14 protein-coding genes are annotated in these 22,814 nt (G+C 56.1%); 6 read left to right on the top strand and 8 right to left on the bottom strand.

The window, feature by feature from the left end; all coding sequences use genetic code 11:
• Positions 1–55: 55 nt before the first annotated feature.
• From LOC70_RS04980 to LOC70_RS04960, 5 genes are all read left to right on the top strand, one after another.
• Positions 56–1,138, top strand: coding sequence for an aspartate/ornithine carbamoyltransferase family protein (locus tag LOC70_RS04980; protein ID WP_230252255.1), 1,083 nt, complete (start codon positions 56–58; stop codon positions 1,136–1,138).
• A gap of 131 nt (positions 1,139–1,269) precedes the next feature.
• Positions 1,270–3,189 (top strand): asparagine synthase (glutamine-hydrolyzing), encoded by a 1,920-nt coding sequence (gene asnB, locus LOC70_RS04975; RefSeq protein WP_230252254.1) that lies wholly within the window; start codon positions 1,270–1,272, stop codon positions 3,187–3,189.
• Positions 3,190–3,194: 5 nt separating this feature from the next.
• Entirely contained in the window at positions 3,195–4,433 is a 1,239-nt protein-coding gene (locus LOC70_RS04970; RefSeq protein WP_230252253.1) for a Zn-dependent hydrolase, read from the top strand.
• A 16-nt stretch (positions 4,434–4,449) separates the two neighbouring features.
• Positions 4,450–5,193: a cysteine hydrolase family protein gene (locus LOC70_RS04965; RefSeq protein ID WP_230252252.1), complete on the top strand. Its 744-nt coding sequence runs from the start codon at positions 4,450–4,452 to the stop codon at positions 5,191–5,193.
• 220 nt (positions 5,194–5,413) lie between these two features.
• On the top strand, positions 5,414–6,814 hold the full coding sequence (locus tag LOC70_RS04960; RefSeq protein WP_230252251.1) for a cytochrome c family protein: 1,401 nt from the start codon (positions 5,414–5,416) through the stop codon (positions 6,812–6,814).
• 32 nt (positions 6,815–6,846) lie between these two features.
• Here the strand turns inward: LOC70_RS04960 and LOC70_RS04955 are convergent, their stop codons facing one another.
• From LOC70_RS04955 to LOC70_RS04925, 7 genes are all read right to left on the bottom strand, one after another.
• Positions 6,847–7,965, bottom strand: a complete 1,119-nt coding sequence (locus LOC70_RS04955) for an SGNH/GDSL hydrolase family protein (protein WP_230252250.1) — start codon at positions 7,963–7,965, stop codon at positions 6,847–6,849.
• A 264-nt stretch (positions 7,966–8,229) separates the two neighbouring features.
• Positions 8,230–9,438 (bottom strand): DUF1559 domain-containing protein, encoded by a 1,209-nt coding sequence (locus LOC70_RS04950; RefSeq protein ID WP_230252249.1) that lies wholly within the window; start codon positions 9,436–9,438, stop codon positions 8,230–8,232.
• 519 nt (positions 9,439–9,957) lie between these two features.
• Positions 9,958–11,166 (bottom strand): DUF1559 domain-containing protein, encoded by a 1,209-nt coding sequence (locus tag LOC70_RS04945; protein ID WP_230252248.1) that lies wholly within the window; start codon positions 11,164–11,166, stop codon positions 9,958–9,960.
• Between the two features lie 176 nt (positions 11,167–11,342).
• Positions 11,343–12,962, bottom strand: a complete 1,620-nt coding sequence (locus tag LOC70_RS04940; protein ID WP_230252247.1) for an ArnT family glycosyltransferase — start codon at positions 12,960–12,962, stop codon at positions 11,343–11,345.
• Positions 12,963–13,142: 180 nt separating this feature from the next.
• On the bottom strand, positions 13,143–13,322 hold the full coding sequence (locus LOC70_RS04935) for a hypothetical protein (RefSeq protein ID WP_230252245.1): 180 nt from the start codon (positions 13,320–13,322) through the stop codon (positions 13,143–13,145).
• Between the two features lie 272 nt (positions 13,323–13,594).
• Positions 13,595–14,707 (bottom strand): hypothetical protein, encoded by a 1,113-nt coding sequence (locus LOC70_RS04930; RefSeq protein WP_230252243.1) that lies wholly within the window; start codon positions 14,705–14,707, stop codon positions 13,595–13,597.
• Positions 14,708–15,015: 308 nt separating this feature from the next.
• Positions 15,016–18,531 (bottom strand): DEAD/DEAH box helicase, encoded by a 3,516-nt coding sequence (locus LOC70_RS04925; RefSeq protein ID WP_230252241.1) that lies wholly within the window; start codon positions 18,529–18,531, stop codon positions 15,016–15,018.
• 304 nt (positions 18,532–18,835) lie between these two features.
• Here LOC70_RS04925 and LOC70_RS04920 point away from each other — a divergent pair, with 304 nt between their 5' ends.
• On the top strand, positions 18,836–20,386 hold the full coding sequence (locus tag LOC70_RS04920; protein ID WP_230252239.1) for a glycoside hydrolase family 10: 1,551 nt from the start codon (positions 18,836–18,838) through the stop codon (positions 20,384–20,386).
• Here the strand turns inward: LOC70_RS04920 and LOC70_RS04915 are convergent, their stop codons facing one another.
• Positions 20,387–22,597: a hypothetical protein gene (locus tag LOC70_RS04915; protein ID WP_230252238.1), complete on the bottom strand. Its 2,211-nt coding sequence runs from the start codon at positions 22,595–22,597 to the stop codon at positions 20,387–20,389. It abuts the gene before it with no gap.
• Positions 22,598–22,814: the final 217 nt, after the last annotated feature.

The raw sequence follows: 22,814 nt of genomic DNA, 5'->3' as shown, positions 1-22,814 counted from the left end.
GTGCTAATCGGATTTTTGTGGATTGACTTGCGGGACAAGCAGATCTGGTAACCCCATGAACTCTCTTTCAAACCAACAAGTGTCCGCGGCATTGGATGCCGCTGCGTCCAATTCCAAAGGGCGACAGCTTTCGCCGCTGTCGCTGCTGGATGCGTTCGATGGCCGAATCGATCGTGAGAAGCTCAAGGATTTGGCCGGGCAATCCATCGTGAACCCGCGACAGTTTGACCGGCGAACGGTCTTGGCGATCGCTCAATTGGCCGCGTTGCTGGAGTCACGCAACGTCGAGATGGACAAGCCACTGGATGGCAAAATCGCTATCACGGCGTTCTTCGAGCCAAGCACTCGAACGCGATTGTCGTTCGAAAGTGCGGTCCAGCGACTGGATGGCAAGGTGTTGTCCGTGCCGGATGGGCAAGTCACCGGCATTGCGAAAGGGGAATCGCTGGCCGACATCGGAGAAATGTTCAACACCTACGGTGACGTCGTGATCATGCGACACCCCGACACGAACAGCATGGACGAGATCCGAAAGAATTTGCAACGTCCGCTGATCAATGCGGGCAATGGTTCCGGACATCATCCGACGCAAGCTTTGATTGATTGGTATGCGTTGTTGAAATGGCGACCACAGTTGCATTCGGTGGATTGTCCGCCTGAAAAACGCGTGCACTTGGGAATCATCGGAACGCCAGGATCCATGCGAGCTGTTAAGAGCTTCCTGCGTCTGGCGCTCATGTTCACCGGAGCGGTCAGCAAGATCACGTTGATCAGCGAGATGGCCGACCCGGTTGGATTGGATTTGACGGAGCCGATCGAACAGTCGCCAATACCGATCGAAATCACCAACGACGTGCAAGAAGTCTTGCCGGAATTGGATGTGGTTTATGTCAACTCCATCGCGTTTTTGGGTGACAGCTATCGAAACCTGGACGCACGCCACAGTTTGAATGCGGCCAGCCCGTTCAAACCGGGAGCGGTGGTCATGCACCCACTCGCGCGCAACGCGGAATTGGATGAAGACCTGGACGAAACGGATCACAATCTTTACTTCGCTCAAGCCGCTGGCGCGGTATTTGTACGCCAAGCCTTGCTGGCAGCCATTCTCGATCGCACCGACAAGATCAGCGGCATCTAACTGCCAAGTGAACCCGGTTTGGCGATCTTTCTGCGTCACGCCTGCGTTCAGACGTTGTGGCCTTCATTGATGCGGGCATGGTTTTGCCCGCACACTCACTCTCGAATTTCTTCGAAACACCAACTGTTTCTATGTGTGGTATCACCGGATTTTGGAATCCTTCTCGAACGAACGAACGCGAATTGCGGTTCTCTTTGGATCGCATGTTGGACGTGCTCGATCACCGAGGCCCCGACGAACGCGGCAGCCGATTTTTTCGCGAGCGCGGGTTGGCTATGGGGCATACTCGATTGTCAATCATCGGGCTGGCGTGTGGTCATCAGCCGATCGAAACGGACGATGGTGACTATGCGGTCACGGTCAACGGCGAGCTTTATGACTACAAACGCATTCGCACCGCACTGGCATGTGAGAACTATGTCTGCAACGGCAAAAGCGATAGCGCGATCACGCTGCCGTTGTATTTGAAGCATGATTTGGCGATGGTCGACCACCTGCGTGGCGAATTCGCGGTCGTGCTTTACGATGACCGAAAAGAGCGACTCGTTCTGATCCGCGATCGTTTCGGAATCAAACCGCTTTATTACGCGGTCAACGACAATGGGTTTGTGTGGGGATCGGAAGTCAAATCCATTCTTCAGCATCCCGACATCGAGCCTCGCTTGTGTCCGAAGGCCGCCATTCACCAAATGATGCAGGTGATGGTGCCTGGCAGCACGGCGTTCGAAGGCGTCCAAGCGTTGTTGCCGGGGCACATGTTGATCGTGCAGAAACGGGGGGGCTCGCTGGAGGTTCAATCGAAACGCTGGTGGGATTTGGAGTTTCCAGATTCGCACGATGAGAACGCGGATCCCGCTCCGTTTGTGCAGGGGGTGCAGGATCGATTGATCGATGCGGTTGCCGCACGATTGGAAGCCGACGTGCCGGTTGGCTGTTACTTGTCCGGCGGCATCGATAGTTGTTCCATTCTTGGTTTGGCCAACACGCTGCAGCAGTCTCCCGTGAAGGCCTTCACCATCGCGTTCGATAGCGATGAGTATGACGAGTCCAATATCGCCAAACGAATGGCGGAACGGACCGGGGCTGAGCAAGAGTTGTTGAGGCTGACCGAAAAGGAGCTTTATGGACCAGCGTTTGAGCGAGCGACTTGGCACGCCGAGCGAACGTTCTACAACACGTTGGCGGTCGCGAAGTGGCACATGAGTCGCCGCGTTCGGGCGTGCAACTACAAAGCGGTGATCACCGGTGAAGGCAGCGACGAGCTGTTCGGCGGCTATCCGTTCTTCAAACGCGATTGGTTGGGGCGCGATGACGAAGGCGGCATCTTCGCCGGTGCGATCCTGGCGGAAGAAGACATGCAGCACGCCGCTTGGCAGGATTTGTGTGGGTTCACCCCGTCGTGGATTCAACCTTGGATGTTGGTTCTCAAACGGTTCCAGCCCATTCTTTCGTCGTCCATGTCGCAGATGCTTCAGGAATACGACCCGGTGGGTGCGGTGGCTGGAGCGATCGATCCGGCGCAGGTGCGTGGGCGGCATCCGCTGGATGTGTCGCAGTACACGTGGAGCAAGACGATGCTCGAGGGCCAAATTTTGACCTGGGGCGGCGACCGAATGGACATGGCGAACAGCATGGAAGCCCGACCCGCCTTCCTCGATCACCATGTTGCCGAGTACGCGACAAAGATCCCGCCGAACATTCGAATTCGCGATGGCGTGGAAAAATGGGTGCTCCGCGAAGCAATGGTCAATGTCTTGCCTCGCGAGCTTTATGAACGCAAGAAGTTCGCTTTCATGGCTCCGCCCGCACACACGGATCCGGTCAAACGTGCTGCGGTGCAGGAGATGATCGATCATTGGTTGACGCCTTCGCGGGTTTCGTCAGTCGGATTCTTGGACCACGGAAAGTTGATGTCGTTCATCGATGATGCTTGGAAAGAAACCGATGGCACGATCGCGCGTCGAAACGACATCGTCATCAACCATGTTCTGCAGTTGCATATGCTGCATGGTCAGTATGTTGAGAACTTGCCATTGCCGGCGGTGGACTGATGGCAATGCGAGTCAATTTGGAACGGATCAAAGCAGACATTCTGGAACTGTCACAAATCGGACGAAATGCGGAAGATCATGGGATCTACCGGATGGCGTTCACCGATGCCGACATCGAAGGCAAGCGTTGGTTGATCGACCGGATACAGGCGGCAGGCTTTGATCATTCGTTGGACGGGGCGGCCAATGTCTCGGCGGAACTGACGGGGAAAACGGATGCGCCAAAGGTCTTGGTCGGTTCGCATATCGATACGGTTCCGTGTGCGGGTGCACTGGATGGAACGTTGGGTGTGGTCGCCGGACTGGAGTGCTTGCGGTGTCTGCGTGAAGCAGAATTTGAGAATCAACGGTCGATCGAACTGATTGCCTTCAGTGACGAGGAAGGGCGGTTCGGTGGAATGTTCGGGTCTCAGTCGCTGTGCGGTCAGATCAACCCCGAAATGATCGCCACGATGACGGACATGAACGGGGTTCCGTTGCATGATGAAATGTCGCGGCACGGTTACGATCCCGTCGCGGCACTGGATGCGGCCCGCGATCCGGAGACCTTGCACTGCTATCTGGAAATGCACATCGAACAAGGTCCCGTCTTGGATTGTTTGCATAAATCAGTCGGTGTGGTGGATCAAATCACGGGATTGTTCACGTGGTCAGTTCGACTGAAAGGTGAAGCCAATCATGCCGGCACGACTCCGATGGACATGCGACACGATGCATTCATGGGATTGGCTGATTTCGCCCACGAGGTGCCACGCATCCTGGAAGAAAATGGCAGCGACCGCAGTCGTGCGACGATCGGCAAAGCACAGATCTTGCCGGGCGCAACGAACACGGTGCCGGGATTGGTTGAGTTCGCCTTGGACGTCCGTGACACATCGATGGAAGTCTTGGACGAATTGGCCGATGCATTTCGAAAAGCACTGTCCGCAATTGCCCGGCGGCGAAGTCTGATGTTCGAATTTGAACAGAAGAGTTTGATCAGCCCCGTCACTTGCGGCGAGAGTGTGGTGGAGACCATTCGCAAACAGACCGAGCGATTGGAACTGGATTACGAGATCATGCCCAGCGGGGCTGCACACGATGCGCAGATCATGGGACGGATGATTCCCGTCGGGATGATCTTTGTTCCCAGCAAATCGGGGCAGAGCCATTCGCCGGCGGAATGGACCGCATGGCAAGACATCGAAGCAGGTGCTAACGTTTTGCTGCACTCGCTCGCTGAACTCTCCGGCACCACGGACTGATGGAACCACGCCTGAAATGAATGAATTTGCACCCCAAGACAATCACCCCGATCCGCTTCGCGAAATTTATCAGGAATCGTTCGTTGACAACCCGGCTCACGGTGAGTTTTTGGTTGGGCGTCACACGGCTCTTCTTTGCATCGATTTGCAGTACCTGGATGCGGCACCGGGGTGCGGTGTGTTCGCCGAAGGGAACAATCACGGTGTATCCCCCGAGGGTCAGAAGTATTACTTCGATCGTTTGCAACAGACGGTGCTCCCGAATGTTCGGCGGCTTCAAGAAGCGTTTCGGCGACGCAATTTGGAAGTCATTCACACGCGAATTCAATCGTTGACCAAAGACGGCCGTGATCGCGGAAAAGGGCACAAACGCCTGAATTTGCTGGCGGCTCCCGGTTCGCATGAAGCGGAGTTTTTGGAAGAGGTCGCTCCGCTGCCTGATCGCGACGAGATTGTGATCAACAAAACCGCGAGTGGTGTGTTTAGTTCAACCAACTTGCACTACGTGCTGAAAAACCTGGGCATCGAGGCCTTGTTCGTTGTGGGCGTCTACACCAATGAGTGTGTCGAGACGACCGTCCGAGACGCGTGTGACCTGGGGTACCTCGTCACCGTCGTCGAGGATTGTTGTGCGACCGTGACACCCGAACTTCACAACGCCACCTTGGCAACGCTGCGAGACCGATACGCCCGAGTCATGACAATCGGCGAAGTCATCCAAACCGTCGTGAATCTGATCCCAGCCAAGACCGAAGGTTAAACGGCCTTTCACCACCTCTGCACATTTCGTGCGTTTGGCGAGAGCAGCGTGTCAGCTAGAATGACAGGTCGTGGTGGGCAAAGCAAACACCACTTGGCCGTTGTGTCGGGGCAGCGTCCTGTTGATTCAACCGGTGCTGACCGGATTGCTGTCCAAGAGCGGATGATTGTGTCGGCTCTCTGGTTGGGGTGGGTGGAACTAGGAAGTAGGAACGGTAACGTTGAACTTGAAACGCGGGCTCATCATCATTTTGGTTGTGGTTGGCGCCGGTTGGGTGATTCGCCAATCGGTGCAGGAACATCCAGAGGATGAACTGATTCGCGATTTGGTTCGAGAACGACAGCAACAAGAGGCGAGCGAAGCCGTCGCTCCGGTTCGAACCGAGCCTTCGTCCGACATGGTGGTGAGCCTGATCCCAGAAGGCAAGGTTTGGTTCGTTGGAAAGTACGAAGACGGCGGCGGAGTGGAGATTCCCTTTCAGCCCGGCTACCGTCCAGAGAAGAGCACGGATGAAACGCCGGTCGAAGAGAACCCCGGGTTCGTGGGCGCAGAAGCGTGCCAGGAATGCCACGAGGAAAAGTACCATTCCTTTTTGGCGACGGGGCACTACAAGACCAGTCGCCCGGTGAACGAACAGACGATCGACGGCCGGTTCGACAAAGGCTTCAACGGTTTTCAAACGTCGGACCCCAACGTTTCGTTTGAGATGATTCATCGGGGCAATGAGTTTCTCCAACAGGTGCATTTCTTTGATTGGAGCTTCGAGGTCCCGATGGAAATCATCATGGGATCATCAAAAATGGCCCAGACGTATCTCTATTGGCACCGAGACCGGCTGTATCAGCATAATGTGACGCACATCACGGACGGTGATCAGTGGATCAATAGTCCGGGATACATTGACGGTGACGCGGCGTACGCTCGACCGATTCCGCAGCGATGCCTGGACTGCCACTTGACCTACTTCGACTATCGCGGCAACCGGAATCGTTACACACCCGGTTCGTTGATCCTGGGCGTGACTTGCGAACGGTGTCATGGGCCCGCTGAAGGGCATGTGAACCATCACCGTGACCATCGTGACGCAGAGAATGCGGTGGCAATCACCAACCCGGCTGACCTGGACAGGAAGCTGCAAATGGACATTTGCGGCCAGTGCCACGGTGGTTCAAGGGAGTTGAAGGGCGATGCTTTGAGTTTTCGTCCTGGAGATCCGCTGGAGGATCATTACTTTCCGCCGGACAATCAGCAGGATGCGAAGAACAGCGTTCACACCAGCAATCAGCTGAACCGATTGGCGGAAAGCGTGTGTTTCCAGCAATCGCAAATGACTTGCGTGGATTGTCACGACCCGCACCACAATGAGCGTGGCGACGACCAGTTGTTCTCGAACCGCTGCATGACTTGCCACGAAAACGAAAGTGATTGTGGATATTATCCACAGGAGGGTGTGGACTTCGGGTCCAACTGTATCGACTGTCATATGCCGCGTCGTTCGACTGAAAACCTACGGTTGGAGAGCGTTGAAGGCGATGTTTTTCCGCCACTGCGTGATCACAAAATCCGCATTGATGAAGCGGCAACCCAGCGTTATTTAGAGAGCCTTCAAGGCTCGCGATAGTCTCGCTGCCTCCTGCCGAACGGCGAGGATGCTCAAGGCATCCGAGAGGCTGAGAGGACCTTTTGAATTTCGGGGGCGAATTGCGACGCCCAAATGTCGCGACCGGCCGAGTTCAGGTGGCAATGATCATCGAACAGTGTTTCCCCGGGGATGCCATGTGGCTCTTGCTTTGCAATCGCACTTTCAATGTCTATCAGTGGGACTGAGAATTCATCCGCGAGACGGCGGAGAATGTTGTTCTCCAGTTCGCTGCACTGATGCCGGCCGGCAGTTTCCGCCAAGATCTCATTGGCGAGCTGCAATCCGGGTTCGATGGATTCCGTTTTCCATAACTCGTACACGTCCCGGTATCGCGTGGCCGCTTCTTGGGGCAGGTAGGGCATCAAGAGGTTCGATGACACGGTGCCCATGATGACGGGGATGTCTCTTTTTTTTGCTGTGGTGAGCATCACGCGCAAATTGTGCTCGTAACTTTCCATCCGTTCGCGAACATCGTCCTGGTCAAAATCATGTGACCACGCGCGGGCGAAGTTTGTTTCGCTGACCGGTTCTTCGCGTGATAGCAGACGTTGGTTGTGTTCGCGTTCCAGGCGACTGATTTCATAGTCCGTCCGGCGATCGCGAATGAAACGAATGATGGCTGAGTGGCTGATGGTGCGTTCGATGGCAAGGTGTTCAACGCCAGACAATGAGAGCTGCTCCACCTCTTCGAATTCGTTGTGTCCCGTGTAAAGCAGAATCAAATCGGGGTCGTAGTTCAGCATTTCGCGAAGAACCAGCACCAGCCGATGGCTACCGTAGGCGAAGCCACCGCAATTGATAATTTCGACCGTCTGGGTCTCGGTACTCAGTTCGTTTTCGAGTCGCTTGAATTGCGGTTCGAGCTGATTCACTGATGATCCGCCCAGTGCCACAATCCGAAAGGCATTGGATGGCTTGTCGCGTTGAAACCGCTGGCGGACAAAGCTGACGCGTTTGGCTCGATCCGTTTCCATCCGGTCCGCATCAACTGGCGATTCAACAAAGACTCGACTGTCACGATTGAATCCCAAGCCCAGGTCGACATCATGTGGTGGCCAGATCAATTCCAGGCCACGAAACGTAATCTCAGCGACACAGAAAAAGCTGATGACCACAACAAGGCTGAACAAGATTCGTTTCTTGACGCTTAACGTGACCGGGGTTTGCTGACAGGGAGAGCCTTCGTCGGACATTGGGAAGAGCAGTCAATGGGAGAGCAGTCAAAGCTTGCTTCGCGCAGGCTGGACGTCTTGCTGGCGGTTTCGGTTGTGGGTGAGGCATGGAATGAATCGACCGGGCCATCGTATCAAAACGTGCCTGTGCACATCAAAAAACCTCGTCCGCCAGCGGCGAACGAGGTTCCACGTAATTTCAGACTGAGAAGACTCTGTGAATCAGAATTCCTCGTCGATGACCTCTTTCACGTCACGCGTACCGAGTGCACCCCAAAGGCCGTAAGGGCTTTGCGAACCAGCCGGAAGTCCCGGAGCGTTGCGACAAACGGTGGGAGATTCGAGGTTTCCAGTGTCGATGCTGTCGGTGATGAACTTGACCGCACCGTCACCCATCAGCACGTGAGCCCCACCAGAGTGACGACTACCTGCAGATGAGATCACGCCCGAGTGGTTGCCGTCGCCACCATCGTGAACACAGTTCGCTCCGTTTGGCGGAAGGATTGTGTGAATGGCGGTGTAGAACGGACGGGAATCAGCCCAACGGGAGTGCTTGGCTTGCGACAGGCTTCCGCTGACGTTGGCTCCAGGAGCGTAGAATTGAGGTCGAGCTGGGTCGATGTGAGCACCGGTCGCACAGCGAGCCGGGATCAGAATCGTTTCGTTTGGATTCAGCATATCCGTGATGTTCCGCACGAAGTCGGCGTTAATTTCTCGTTTGCCGCCGGAGGTGACAACTTCCGCACCAGCGACGGTGTTCGAAAGACCGTCAAGGACATCCCGGAACTGAGTCTTGTTTCGGTTCCAGAAGAATCCACGTTGAGCCGCGCGAGCCCGAGTCACAGCCCAGTCTTCATCGCGGTTGTTTTGGTTTCCAAAGAAGCCAAAATCGTTGACCCCACCATTGTGACCGCGGTCGACTGCGTCACCCACGGAGCAAGCGTAGTTAGAACGTGCCAGTTGGCCTGGGCCGCTTGCTGATCCGCCGTCGCTCGGGCAGCGGTACGCTGGGATTTGCGTGACCCAAGGCTCGTACTGAGTCTGCCATGGGCATGGACCCATCGCTGGCCACGTGCCATTGACTTGGCTGGGGTTTGAGATGGATTCCCACATGCCTTGTTGTTCGATGTAAGGCAGGATCGGGACCAACCAGCTCAAAAACAAACGGTTACTTTGGTTCGTCGCATTGGTCATGCTCGGCACCTGTGCCGACCCAGTTCCGTTCGTTGGAACTTGGTTGAAAGCACTGTGGTAGTTGTGGATTGCGAGTCCGATTTGTTTGAAATTGTTGCTGCAGGACATGCGGCGTGCGGCTTCACGGGCAGCTTGAACGGCTGGCAAAAGCAGACCGACAAGCACGCCGATGATGGCGATGACAACCAGCAATTCCACGAGTGTGAAACCTGACCGGGACTTATGAGTTCTCGGCATAAAAAGAAGCTCCTAGAAAAGGCTTTGGACAAAACGAAGGGAAATTCCTTCAGAAAGAGCATGAAGATTAGACAAAACGATGCGGCTTGGGGAGTCGCAATTTGAAAAAACACCAGGTTAAGGTGTTTTTGCGCTCCTTTGATAATTTCGATGCGGGTTCGGCTCTTGTAAGGAACACTGGGGTCCGAATCAAGTTTCGACCGTGCTGACATTCACCGATCGAATGCACTTGCTATTCCGACGAACCCTGAAGCGGTGCCAGGCTAGGGGTGTTTATGGCGGGTTCGGCGACATTGGTGGATTGAGATTCCTTGTCACTGGCATCTTGCGACAAATGAGCGTTTTAGCGGTGCGGTGGAGGTTGCGAGGGGGGATGGCGATTTGTGACTGGTGGATATTGGCAGCCGGTGATGCTTTGAGGGGTTGTTGCTTTTTTCCATTCGGGTGGGTGTATGAAAAAACCTCGTTCGCCGTGAGCGAACGAGGTTTTCGATTAACTGAAGACGGGTGAACCGGGGATCAGAACTCTTCGTCGATGACTTCTTTCACATCACGCGTTCCTAGCGCACCCCACAAGCCGTATGGGCTTTGTGACCCTGCGGGCAGGCCCGGCCCATTCCGGCAGACAGTTGGCGATTCGAGGTTTCCGGTATCGATGCTGTCGGTGATGAACTTGACCGCACCGTCACCCATCAGCACGTGAGCACCACCAGTGTGGCGGCTACCAGCCGACGAGATCACCCCAGAGTGGTTTCCGTCATTATTCGCGTGGACACAGTTTGCGCTATTGGGCGGAAGAATAGTGTGGAACGCCGTGTAATATGGTCGCGAGTCAGCCCAACGTGAATGCTTGGCTTGCGACAGGCTGCCGCTGACTGTGGCACTTGGGTCGTAGAACTGAGGACGAGTTGGATCGATGTGAGCTCCCTGCGCACAGCGAGCTGGAATCAAGATTGTGTCGTTCGGGTTCAGCATCGTTGTGATGTTGCGAACGAACTCTGCGCTGATTTCACGTTTCCCGCCCGAAGTGAGCACTTCGCCAGCAGCGATGGTGTTCGACAGACCGTCCAGGACGTCGCGGAACTGGGTCTTGTTGCGATTCCAAAAGAAACCACGTTGAGCAGCACGCGCACGAGTCACGGCCCAGTTCTCATCGCGATCATTTCGATTTCCAAAGAAACCAAAATCGTTGATCCCACCGTTGTGAGCGCGGTCAACCGCGTCGCCGACTGAACAGGCGTAGTTCGATCGTGCCAACTGGCCGGGGCCGCTGGCAGAGGCACCGTCACTTGGGCAGCGGTAGGCTGGGATTTGCGTGACCCAAGGCTCGTACTGAGTTTGCCATGGGCATGGGCCCATCGCTGGCCACGTGCCGTTGACTTGGCTGGGGTTCGAGATCGATTCCCACATGCCTTGTTGTTCGATGTAAGGCAGGATGGGAACCAACCAGCTCAGGAACAGTCGGTTGCTCTGGTTCGTGGCGTTGGTCATTGAAATCTCTCGCTTCGAACCGGTTCCGTTCGTTGGAACTTGGTTGAAGGCCGAGTGATAGTTGTGAATCGCAAGACCGATTTGTTTGAAATTGTTGCTGCAGGACATGCGACGTGCAGCTTCACGTGCGGCTTGAACGGCCGGCAACAGCAGTCCAACCAGAACGCCAATGATGGCGATGACGACCAGCAATTCCACCAACGTGAAACCCTGGCGAGACGTACGAGATCTCGACATAGAAGACTCTCCGAGAAAAGAATAGATGTATCAACGGGGCAGAACCCCCTAGAAGGCTCTGACCCTACCAGTCTTCGTCGACGCTGTGGGGCATAATTTTTCTGAGTTTCGCCACAATGGAGAATTAATCACCGGCGTGCGAAAAGTGAGCAGGTATAGATTCGCAGCAGAATGCGTCAGCGGCTACGTTGCAGGCCTTCGGTCGCTCTCGGGTCAGATGGATCGACCATCAGGGCACGCTCGTATTGTTGGATCGCGGCTTCCCGGTAGCCCGACATCTCCAGTGCTTCGCCGAGTTGAGAATGGACTTCCACCAGGCGCGGGTCCAGGGTCAGGGCGTTTTGAAAGCACTGCGCAGCCCGACCGGGCTGGCCGCTGAGCATGTAAGCGCGGCCAAGATTGAGGTAGCCTTCCGCCATTTCTGGGAACTCAGCGATGGCTTGGTGCAGCAAACGAATTCCAGTTTGCAAATCACCGGCCTTTGCGGCGGAGATGCCCATGTTCATGTAGCATCCGGCCTGCAGCGATTGTTCCTCGTGCACAGTGATGTTGCACGCGACTGCCGCGAGCAGCAAAACCAAACCGGCGATGCCGACGGATCGCCAGTCCCGGTTTTGCACGCGTTGGTAGAGGTCCATCACGCCCGCTGCAGCGAACGGAATCAGCAGAACTGCAACAGGATTCCGATACCGACCCAAGATGAAAAACAACACCACGGCGGCAATCATCGAGAGCAGCAGCAGGTACTGCAGCCACAACACTTGCCAGCGTTGACGAGTCGCAATCACTCCCCACAAGCCGAGTGGACACAGGATTCCAAAATGCCAGAGCCGGCTGAGTTGCAATGCCGCCGAATAGTCGCGAAAGATGTACATGCTTTCGACGTCGGGCACTTCGTAATGATTGATCACCATGAATGACTTGGCGATCATCAATTGCAGCCAGCGACCGGGGGCTTCTCGGATCTCAGCCCAGGCTCGCGACATCCAAAACCGTGAGACCTCGCGTGCGGAGAGCTCATGCCCAACAGATTCTTCTGCCAAACGTTGAGCGTCCGCCCGTTCATGCATTGGCGTCTCGTGTCCTGGCACCAGGGGGATGTAGATTCCGCTGGCGAGCAGGTTGTTGCCGATGTAGAAGTTCGGGCCGGCTTGGAATGTGGTCGGCGACCATTCACCACCCAGCGAAGCATTCCGGGCTGCGACGGGCATGAGCACCGCGGCGATTCCGATCGCATAGCAGCCGACGATGGCCCAGCGTTTTCTCATGTCCGCTGAGATCCCCAGCAAGATCCACGCTGGGATCAACGGCGTCCATAGCAAGGCGTTTTCCCGGGTGATCACCAGCAGTCCGAGTGAGATGCCGACCACGACAGCATGCCACGGGCGTTTTGACACCTGGAGGAAACTGCATGCGGTCACAAAGAGACACAGCAGAAACGTCGCCAGGGCCGTCTTTTGAATGATTCCGTCGTAATAGATGGCGGGAGGGTAAATCGCCAGCATGCCCGCGGAAAGCAAACCGACTTTGTCCGAGAATAACTTGCGGCCAGTCAGCCCGATGAGCCCCACGCCGGCGACACCAAGCATCATCTGGACCAATCGGATCGCGGTGACGCTGGGGCCAAAGATCGAGATGATCACCGCCAGGAAATAGGGATACAGCGGAGCTTGGTAGAACGTTTCCGATCCATACCATTCACCTTCGCTGATTCGCAGAGCCCATTCGAAATAGCCCCTGGCGTCGCCCAGCAGACGCACCATCGTGGGCACCTCGTCGGTCTGCAGGACATTCACGAGGCGCAGAAAAAAAGCGAGCCCACAAATGCTCGCTAAGAGAACCGCGAAAGAGAAACGGTTCTTCGCTGCAGGTGCAGCCTCGGGACTCGCGGGCGTTGAGACAGCAGGGGACAAACGATTTTTGCGACTAGCCATCAATCAACGCCGTGAGCAATCGAAACCATTTGAAATGGCTGATCAGCTGTTGGTGCCCGTGTTCATTGATTCTTCCATTTGTTGTTCGTACTCAGCTTGCTCTTGCTCGATTTCCGCAGGCGTACGAGTGTCTTCGATCACTTCGTTGCTTCCGCCACCGCAACCGGCGGTCGAGAAGATGAGGCCCAATGCAAACATGGTTGAATAGCAGAATCGCGACATGACGATGACTCATTAAGAGAGGGGGAAGAAAACGCAAACATACTGCGATCAAACATTCTTCTACGGATTGTCGGTCAACGCAAGTAGCTTGCGGGGGATTCAGCACCGCCAATCGAAGCTGGCAGTCTGCGGCCGCTCGGTTGGTCACGCTTCGAGAAGCGACGTGCAAACGTAGCCATCCATTGCATGCTCCATAATCGGAGCACGAAAAAATGCGTCCGAGATAGCTCGGACGCATTGGCGATATTTTATTGGTGGACATGTCCGCGGGCTCACTTCTTCGCCATTCGCGTGATGTCGATCGTGTCACCGTCCAGCGTGACTTGATTGGCAAGCAGCATTACTCGGTCTTTCACCTGGATGGCGGGACCAGTCACGGTGATCTGGCTGCCTTCGGTGATGTTTTTGTCCAGCTTGCTCTTCAATCCCAAGTCCACCAACATCGTTTTGCCGTTGTCAGTGCTTAGCTTTGCGAGTTGGCGTTCCTGATTGTTGATCTTCACGGTCTTCGTGCTTTGCACGTTGCCCTTGTACTCACGACCGCTGCGTTCAACCTGCATTTGCTGGCCTTCGTGCTGGATCGTCTGAGACAACAACACAACGCGCTCGCCTGTCTTGAACGGCGTGCCTTTCACGGTCAGCCGGTCATTGAGCTGCGGCATTCGGTCGAGTTTGTCCGCGGGACCAAGGTCCGCGATCATCGATTGACCCTTGTCTTGATTTTGAAGTTCCACCACGACGTTGGTGGTGGCAGGAGTCTTCACTTGCTTGGCTCGCGTGATGCGACCGGCAAAGCTTTGACTCTTCGCTGAAGGGTTCTGTTGGTCAGCTTTCTGCTGTGCCTCTCGTTGCGATTGGTCGTTGCCGCCATCGTCCGAAAACGACACATAGGTCGCGTCATCGAACACGCCATCGCCATCGGTGTCCGTGTAGGAGGCAAACGCGTCGTACACGCCATCGTTGTCGTAGTCGTAGTAGTTGGATGTGTAGTCGTAGTTGCCGTCGTCATCGGCGTCACCGTAGTCCGAATACCCGTAGTCGTAGTAATCGTAGAACCAAGTGTCACCGCTCTCCGTGTCGGCATAGTAGCCGTGGTCGTTCTCGGTCCAGTTGATGTCGTTGTCTGCATCGCCAGACGTCACGGCTTCGCTTGCATCGTACGTTTCGTTGTCCCAGCGTCCGATGGCTTCATCGGTTGGGTTGTAATCGTTTCCGTCAAACCATTCGCTGACGTCGTACCACGCATCGTCTTCGTAGAATGGGGAACCGTGTTCCCATTCCCAGCCGAAACCGGCATGGGCGGTGGAAGTGGCTGCGGCGGGAGTGATCAAGCCGGCGGCGATGGCGAGAGCAAGACGTTTTCGTGTTGGAATTCGCTTTGTCATTTCGGTCTCCTTTTGGGGTCACAATTTGACACTGCGTTTTCTGCACAGTGCGTGAATTCAGGAGAACACAGGCCGCAAAGTCGATGCCAATCACGGGGAAAGCCGGGTGCCCCAACTCGCGGCTTTGCACATTGGTGGGATCCACGGACATGCCAGGCAGTATGCGTTGCAGTGCGGTGTGGCTCTGCGAAGGCAAGGCGATCTTTGCAAGCTCATGACCCGTCAAGCCACCGGATGGCGAGACCAATCCGGTGCGGCGTTCGGTCGTCATCGACTTGTGAATTGGTGCGATACCAACTGAATCGCGGTCAAGACATTTCGGTTTTGATCAGGTCGATCAAGTCTTGCGTTTGCAGTTTGGCTGCCGCGTCGGTTCCGTCCAGAACGCCCGCCACCAATTCACGTTTGTCAGCGTGCAGTTGAAGGATTTGCTCCTCAATCGTTCGCTCAGCGACCAATCGGTAAACCGTGACCGCGCGTTCTTGACCGATGCGGTGGGCACGGTCGGTGGCTTGGTCTTCCACGGCTGGATTCCACCATGGATCCAAGTGCAACACATAGTCAGCGGCGGTCAGGTTCAAGCCCGTTCCACCCGCTTTCAGCGAGATCAGGAACAGATCGCCTTCACCGTTTTGAAACGCATCGACGCGACGCTGGCGTTCATGCGATGGTGTGGCACCGTCGAGGTATTGGTAGGTGATGCCGCGTTCGTCCAATGCGTTTCGGACGACGTTGAGGTGCTTGACGAACTGGCTGAAGACCAATGCCCGGTGATCGCCTTCGCGAAGCTCGTCGACCAACGACAGCATCAATTGCAGTTTGGACGATGTGCCCTTCCAGCTCGGTTCCACGAGCGACGGGTGACACGCCAATTGTCGCAGTCGGGTCAGCCAAGACAATGTCTGGATGCGTCGACGACCTTCGTGATTGGGAGCGGCTCCACCGGTGGTCAGTTCGGCCAACGCGGCCAAGCGAGCGTCTTCGTACAGTTTTCTTTCCGGCGCCGACAGCTCCGCACGCAGGGTGATCTCCGTGCGAGGTGGTAGTTCCTTGAGCACCTTGTCCTTGGTTCGTCGTAACACAAACGGACGCACGAGCCGGGCCAGCGATTCGCGTCGGTCGGCGTCGCCGTGGCGTTCGATGGGTTCGGCAAAGCGGCTTCGGAATCGTTGCCAAGATCCCAGCAGTCCGGGGCTGAGCGTGCGGAACAAACTCCAAAGTTCGCCCAGGTGGTTCTCCAGTGGCGTCCCTGACAATCCCAATCGCCAGTCGGCTTGGATCGTGCGAATGGCCTGCGAAGTTTTGGTTTGCGAATTCTTGATGAACTGAGCTTCATCGAGCACCAACGTGTGCCACGCGCGGGAGGCAAAACGTTTGGCGTCACGCTGTAGCAATTGGTAGCTGACGATCAGCAAGTCGCCCGGGCCTGCGTTTTGGATCACTTCGTCGCGATTGCAATCTCGGTAAAGCTTGCCGGTCAATGCGGGCGTGAACTTCTCCGCCTCTCGCACCCAGTTCTCACCGACGCTGGTGGGAGCGACGACCAACGCGGGGCCGCCGGATCCTCGCTCCACCAGAATGCCCAACGTTTGCACCGTCTTTCCCAAACCCATGTCGTCGGCCAAGACACCACCAACGCCCCAGCGACTCAGCCGTGCCAGCCAGCGATAACCATCCAGTTGGTAATCACGCAGCGTGGCGTCCAATCCGTCCGGGTGATCGGGATTCCAGTCTTGCAGTGAATCCAAACGCTCGATCGCCTGATGCCACGCCGCCGTGGTTTCAAGCGTCACGTCATCGCCCAACACATCACGAGCCAGCGGCACCGCGGCACCCGCCAAACGCAGTTGGCCTTTCTCGCTGACCAACGTGTCGCCAAGCTGCGTCAATCGTTTGCGGAACGCTTCACTGATTTTGGCAAAGCGACGGTCGCCAACACGAACCAATTGCCGGTCTTCACGAACCGCCGTCAGCAAGTCTTGCAACGGAACATCGACCCCGTCGACCGTGACCGTCCCGGTCATGCCGAACCAGTCGGGAGAATCGTCGATCTTGATCCGCAGCGACTTTGGAGTGATCTCGCCACGCACACGGAACGTTTCGCCTTCGGGCCAAACAATGCGTGGGGCATCCTCACCGGCGTCGTGCAACCGTCCCAGCAAATCCAATGCGGCGTGGTCGGTCAACGCGACCCACTCCATCGTGCTGTCGTGTGACAAACGATTCAGGCCAAACGTTTGCACGATCTTTTCCGCCGAATCCAGTTCTGCCTTCAAGTCACGCTGCAATCGGATCGGACCGGTTTCTGCCAGACACGGAACCAGCTCGGGATCTTCGCCGGGAATCAACGAATCACGCAGTCGCGTCTCGTAAACACGCAGCGAAACCTTCAGCCCGGCTCCGGGACGCGGCCGCAACTGCAGCACCAATTCGCAGGGAGCGGGAACAATTGGGCCGGCCAACTGAGGCGGCAGTTCGACACGAATCAGCGAATCGATCGCACCGGCCGCCAAAGCCAAACGCGAAGCCGTTGCATGATCGAGCAATGTGTCGCGGTAGTCTTCTCGCATTAGAAATTGAACGATGCCAATCGCGGCGGGATCGGTCAGCGTGCACAACACGATGCGGTCATCTTCCGAGTCGGCCAAAATGATGGCTGGTTCCACGGGGCTCAAACCGCCGACCACCGTTTCGCATTCTTGCACGTTGATGTCGATGCCTTCGACCGACAAACGAGGTTGAAACTGAACCTCGACCTTCTCGTCATCGGCGAGCAGTTCGTCGGGAACCAACGAATCCGTCGCCGGTGCTTGAGGCAGCTCCGACTCATCAATCGTCAACGTTGCGGTGGATTGGTTCAGCAACTCTTCGGCGGATTTCGATGAACCGCGAGCCGATTTTCGCGAGGTGGCTTTGCTGTTCTTTTTCGCCGAGCTGCTTTTCTTGGACTTGTTCGAATTCGCTTTGTCTTTGCGTTCCACCTCGACCGGTTGCAACGTCAGTGTCAGTTGGCTGCAGAAGACTTCCACTGGCAAAGCGTTCTGATCGTCCCAAGCAATGTTTTCATGACCGGCCAGCAATCGCAGCGCTTCAAAGATTCCATAGTTGTCGTCATGCACCCCGTGAGTCGGCACGGAGGTCAGTGATGCGATCTTGCTATCCAGCGGATCGGTCAACAAGTTTTGATCCAGCAAGTCAAAGCTGCGAACCTCGCGGCCCTTCGTCCAGCCTTTGCCGCCTTTGCGTTGTTTCTGTTCAAACGGTGTGATGGTCACAGGTGCCGTTTGCGAGGCCATGTTGATTCGCACTCGCCATTGCAATCGAGTGGGCTCGGCGTCGTCCGGTGCGGCGGGGCGAGAGTTCTTGGCACGGCGAAGCAGTTCATCGACGAACTGTTTTCCGGCGGCGACCGCATCGGCTTTCAGGCCACCGAGGAACTCGATCAGTTGGCCGTTGCCACTGCGACGCGCGATCTGTTCTTGCAACCACCATGCGGCGGCCAAGGTGTGCGGGCACGATTGGTCGCGAAGGAAGGCGACACAACCGCAATGGCACTGGCTGGTCAGTTCGCTAGTTCCGCCCGGATCGTCGTCGTCCACCGAGGGGACGATCTCCAACGCCACCGATTGTTGCTTTTCGCGATTCCCAACGATTTGAAAATCAAATCGGACGCCGTGGTCGCCTTGCGTCAGCGTGGGCGTCTTCACCGTCAGCATCGCAGCTCGCGAATCGAAGCCTTCATCGTGAGAATCCACGAGACGCTCCACCGCCTCGCCCATCAGCAATCCTAGCGACCCGAGTTGGTCTTCCGCGATCCAGTCCATTCGTGTTGCTTCTCAGTTTGCTTTTCAGCGGGAGCGATTCAAAAACGAGCGAAACAGGGTACACGCGCAGACGTTTGGACGCGATGCCGCAACCCAACGCGATCAACCGTTTGGGAGGATTAGGGGGCGGATCCTGCCATCTCGCGAAAAGAGACCGAACCGACTACCATGTGAGCCGCGACGGGGCCCATGCATCGCCAAGCAGGCTTTGCATTCTCGTTCATTTGGTTTGGGGCGTTCCATTCCGGTCCTGTTGGACCCCACTTGATTCGAATTCGTTTGATTTTTTGAAGCGTTGGTTGCCATGGGGCAAATGCATTTCAATGTCCCTGATGCAGCAAACGAGCTCTTTTTGTCGAGTCGTTGGGAAGACGCGTACCTCTGCGGCATCGAAGGCGTGCCCTGGCAATCCCGCAATTCCTACTCGGATGGGCGGTTCACGCTGACTCGCGGAGTCGACACTTCGGCCAAGCTGTTTTTGACCTGTCCCATTCCATCGATCGGCTATCGCCAACTCAGCACGTGCAGTCTGCGGTGTTTGGATTCCGCCCATCGGTTGTTTGTCGAATTGGCCCGCGGCAGTTGTTATCGCGTTCGTGTTCAAGCCGACGTGTGGCAGCGTGGCGGATTGGTCCTGAACGATCGCTTCGACGATTTGTTGACCCGCGGCACCAAACGGTTCCTCGACGCCGCGCAGTGTGCACCGGATGATCCCGCCTGCGTGGATGCGGCTTTGGAAGCGATCGAGTCCCTGGAATTAGCATCCAGCGAATTGGGGGAGCTGTTTTCCACTCAATCCGTTGCCTACCGACGCAGTCGCGAAAGCCGGCTTTGCACCATGTTGGCCGTGGGAGTCCTGCCGCCTCTGCCTGCCACGGAAGTCACCCACGACATCCAATCCGGCACCGCATCCGGATCCATCGACGAACAAACCACGATCGCGCGAGCGTTCAACGCCGCCGCCGTTCGCATCAGTTGGGGTGAAATTGAAACGGATTCCGGCCGACCCAACTACGAACCCGTCGACGAAGCCTTGACCGCGTGTGCCCAAATGGGATTGCGAGTCATTGGCGGACCAATCATTGATTACCGCAAAGGCTTGTTGCCCGATTGGCTGACGCTGCTCGAAGACGATTTCGAAAAATTGATGTCGACGATGATGGGGTTCGTCGAGAAAACCGTCGAGCAATTTCGCGGCCGAGTGAATTTGTGGAATGCCGCGTCAGGATTGAACGTCGCCGGACCGCTGGGTTTGGATGACGAACAAGTCATGCGATTTTCAATCGGCGTGTTGCAGACGATTCGTCGTTGTGATCCCAACACACCCGTGTTGATGTCGTTGGATCAACCCTGTGGCGAGTACTTGGCTCGTGATGAACAAGGAATCAGCCCACTGCATTTCGCCGATGCCTTGCTGAGAAGCGGTTTGGGCGTGGCCGGAATCGGATTGAACTTTCGATTCGGATTTGAAAGCGGTGACACTCACCCGCGGTCCGCCGTCGAGTTTGGTCAGATCATCGACCGCTGGGCGACTTTGAACGCACCGTTGATGGTGCAATTGTCAGTCGCCGGAGCACCCGGCAAAGACGCAGCGGCTCGATTGCCAATGCAGACGCGGCCTTTGTCACCCGAGATCAACGGGGAACCCGATGCTTGGGCGAAGGCACAGTTTGATTTTGTCCAACCACTGATTCAAACGTTGTTGTCGAAGCAGGTCGTACATGCGGTCGTGTGGGACGGATGGTCGGACCAGCATCCTCACATGACGCCGCACGCCGGAGTGATTGACGCGAAAGGGCGTCCGCGGCCCATGCTGGCGTATCTCACCAAAGTCCGCGAAGAAATGCTGATGTGATCACGCCGCGCGGCGTTGTTCCTGTTTGGGTTCCAACACGGGAACGTGAGCCCGTTTGCGACGGAGGTCTCGCATGATCGCGGCACTTTCGTGCAACTTGCCTTCCAACGTTTTCATGCGTTCTTGCAGTTCCGCGTTGGTGTCGAGGCTTTGGTCCAGTTCGGCGGAGACTCGTTTGAGTTCCATCGTGAGGTCGTTGACCTGAGCTTGCATGGCCGCGGCACGAGGTTCGTGTTGACGGGCCGTTTGCAGCGACTCTTTGGACGTTTTGAGTTCCTGGGTCAAGCGTTGCACCAGCGAGGTTTGTTCGTTGACGCGTGCTTCGAATTGTTCTTGCGAACGACGCAGCGATTGAACCTGCTGATCACGTTGTTGGATCTCCGACTGAAGTTCCGTTTCACGCTGCTGTTGCTGAGCAAGCTGTTGGGTCAGCCGTTGCACTTCTTGCGAGCGATCGGTGACGGACTGTTTCAAGTTCTCGAACTCGGGACGGATGGCGTTCAGTCGTTCCAGTTCCGCGCGGTGACGCGCCACGGCGTCTTGTTGATCTTTCAGGTTGGCTTGCAGCTCATCAATGGCTTGGTCCTTGGCCGTGATGGTGCTCTCCAGTTGTTTGGCTTCCGCCCGCAATTGTTCGGTGGAAGCGTGAATTTCTTTCAGCGTTTCTTCGTGACGATCGCGTTGCACGATGGCGGCGGCCAACGACGTTTCCGTCGATTCCAAGCGTGACTTTGTCTCTTGCAATTCGCTTACGCTCTGTTCGAGCCGCGATTCCGTTTCGGCCAATTGTGAATTCTGGCTTGCCAGTTCTTGGCGAGTTTGATTCAGCGAGGCTTCTTGTGTTTCCAGTTGCGACTCGGTCGAGCTCAATTCGCTTTGTGCCTGTTGCAAACGGGACTCGGCTTGTGACAGCTTCGTCTCGGTGGATGACAATTCGGTTTTGGTCTGGTCGAGCGACGTTTCCGTGCTTTCCAATCGCGAGGTGGCTTCTTCGAGCTTGGCGTTCAGGTCCGCGATCGTGCTGTCCAAACGTTGTTCCAACTGCGAGCGTTCCGTGTCGGCTTCCACGCGGCTGTCGATGGCTTCTTGGATTCGTTGGGTGCGTTCTTCCAGCTCTTCCATCAATTCGTCGCGTTCGGTTTGGATCGCCTGCAATTTCAATTCTTGTTCTTGCAGGTTGGTTTCCAGACGTGTGCATTCTTCGACGCGAGTTTCCAGTTGCGCCTGCACGGTTTGGGTGGCTTCTTCGTGCCGCAGAGCGTTCTGGATCGCGACTTCGTGTTGCGATCGAAGGTGCTCATACTCTTTTTGCAGTTCGGTGTAGCGTTGGTCGGTTTCGTCGTACTCGCTAGCCACGTTTTCGCGTTCCGCAGCAAACTGGTCTCGTTGCAGGATCGCCGCGTCACGCTGGGTGATGGCGTCTTCGACACGTTGTTGCAACGCTTCGCAAGATTGCGTCAACGTTTCGACTTCTTGTTTGGACGAATCCAGTTCCGCCATCAAGTCTTGGTATTCGGTTGCCTTTGCATCCAGTTCGGATTGCAGCGTGGTCTGTTGTTGCTGAAGCGATTGAACCGTTTCGTTGATCGCGAAAACTTCGCCGCGTGTGGTTTCCAATTGAGACTGCAGATCGGCGTTCTCGGTCTGCAATTGCTCGTTGGCTTGCTTCAGGAAGTCCTGTTGCTTTTCACGGTTGGACAGTTCGTCGCCGGTGGCTTTGGCGGTCTCAGCCAACTCACGCATTTTGGCCGCGGATTCTTCGAACTTGGCTTCGCTGTCCGATAATGCGGCGCGGAGCGATTCGATTTCTTGTTCCGCTTTTTCGACGGAGGCGAGTGCCGCGTCACGAGCTTTCTCCGCGTCGTTGGCGGCGAGCTCAAAACGGCTGTGTTCGGTTTGCAGGTGCCCGAGTTCAGTCTTGGCTTGTCCGGTCAGTTGTTTCTGATCTTTCAACCACTGTCGCAGTTGTTCGTTCTCGGCTGACAATTCATCGCGTTTGGTGGTCAGCGAATCGATGTCGGTTTGCAGGCCCAGGAAATGATGCTTGCGACTGCGAGCCGCTGCTTTGGCCTTGGCGTATTTCTTTTCCGCGTCTTTGACCGCATTCAGGTCACGCGTTCGATCGCGGTACCACAGCAGATGACCGATGAAGACCCCGCCCATCACAAAAGCAAAGGCGGACAAAAAGGGCATTCCGATCCAGGTAATCATGACAGGCACCAGGAAAAAACAAACATAACCAAGTGGAGAACGCAGGCTCCAGTTGGCCTGTAGCAAGCCCACACGCCGCATGTCGAGACCAAACGGGCAGGTGAACCGATGTTCCGCGGCGAAGGGATCGCGGGTTTTGGACGACGACGATTTCGGCTGGGACCGATTTCAGGTTGGTTTGTGCCGGCGAGACGCGAAACAGCGCCGTCACGTCGCC

This window comes from Rhodopirellula halodulae (assembly GCF_020966775.1).
Classification (GTDB): Bacteria; Planctomycetota; Planctomycetia; order Pirellulales; family Pirellulaceae; genus Rhodopirellula; species Rhodopirellula halodulae.
This window is presented reverse-complemented; position numbering and strand designations above follow the sequence as displayed.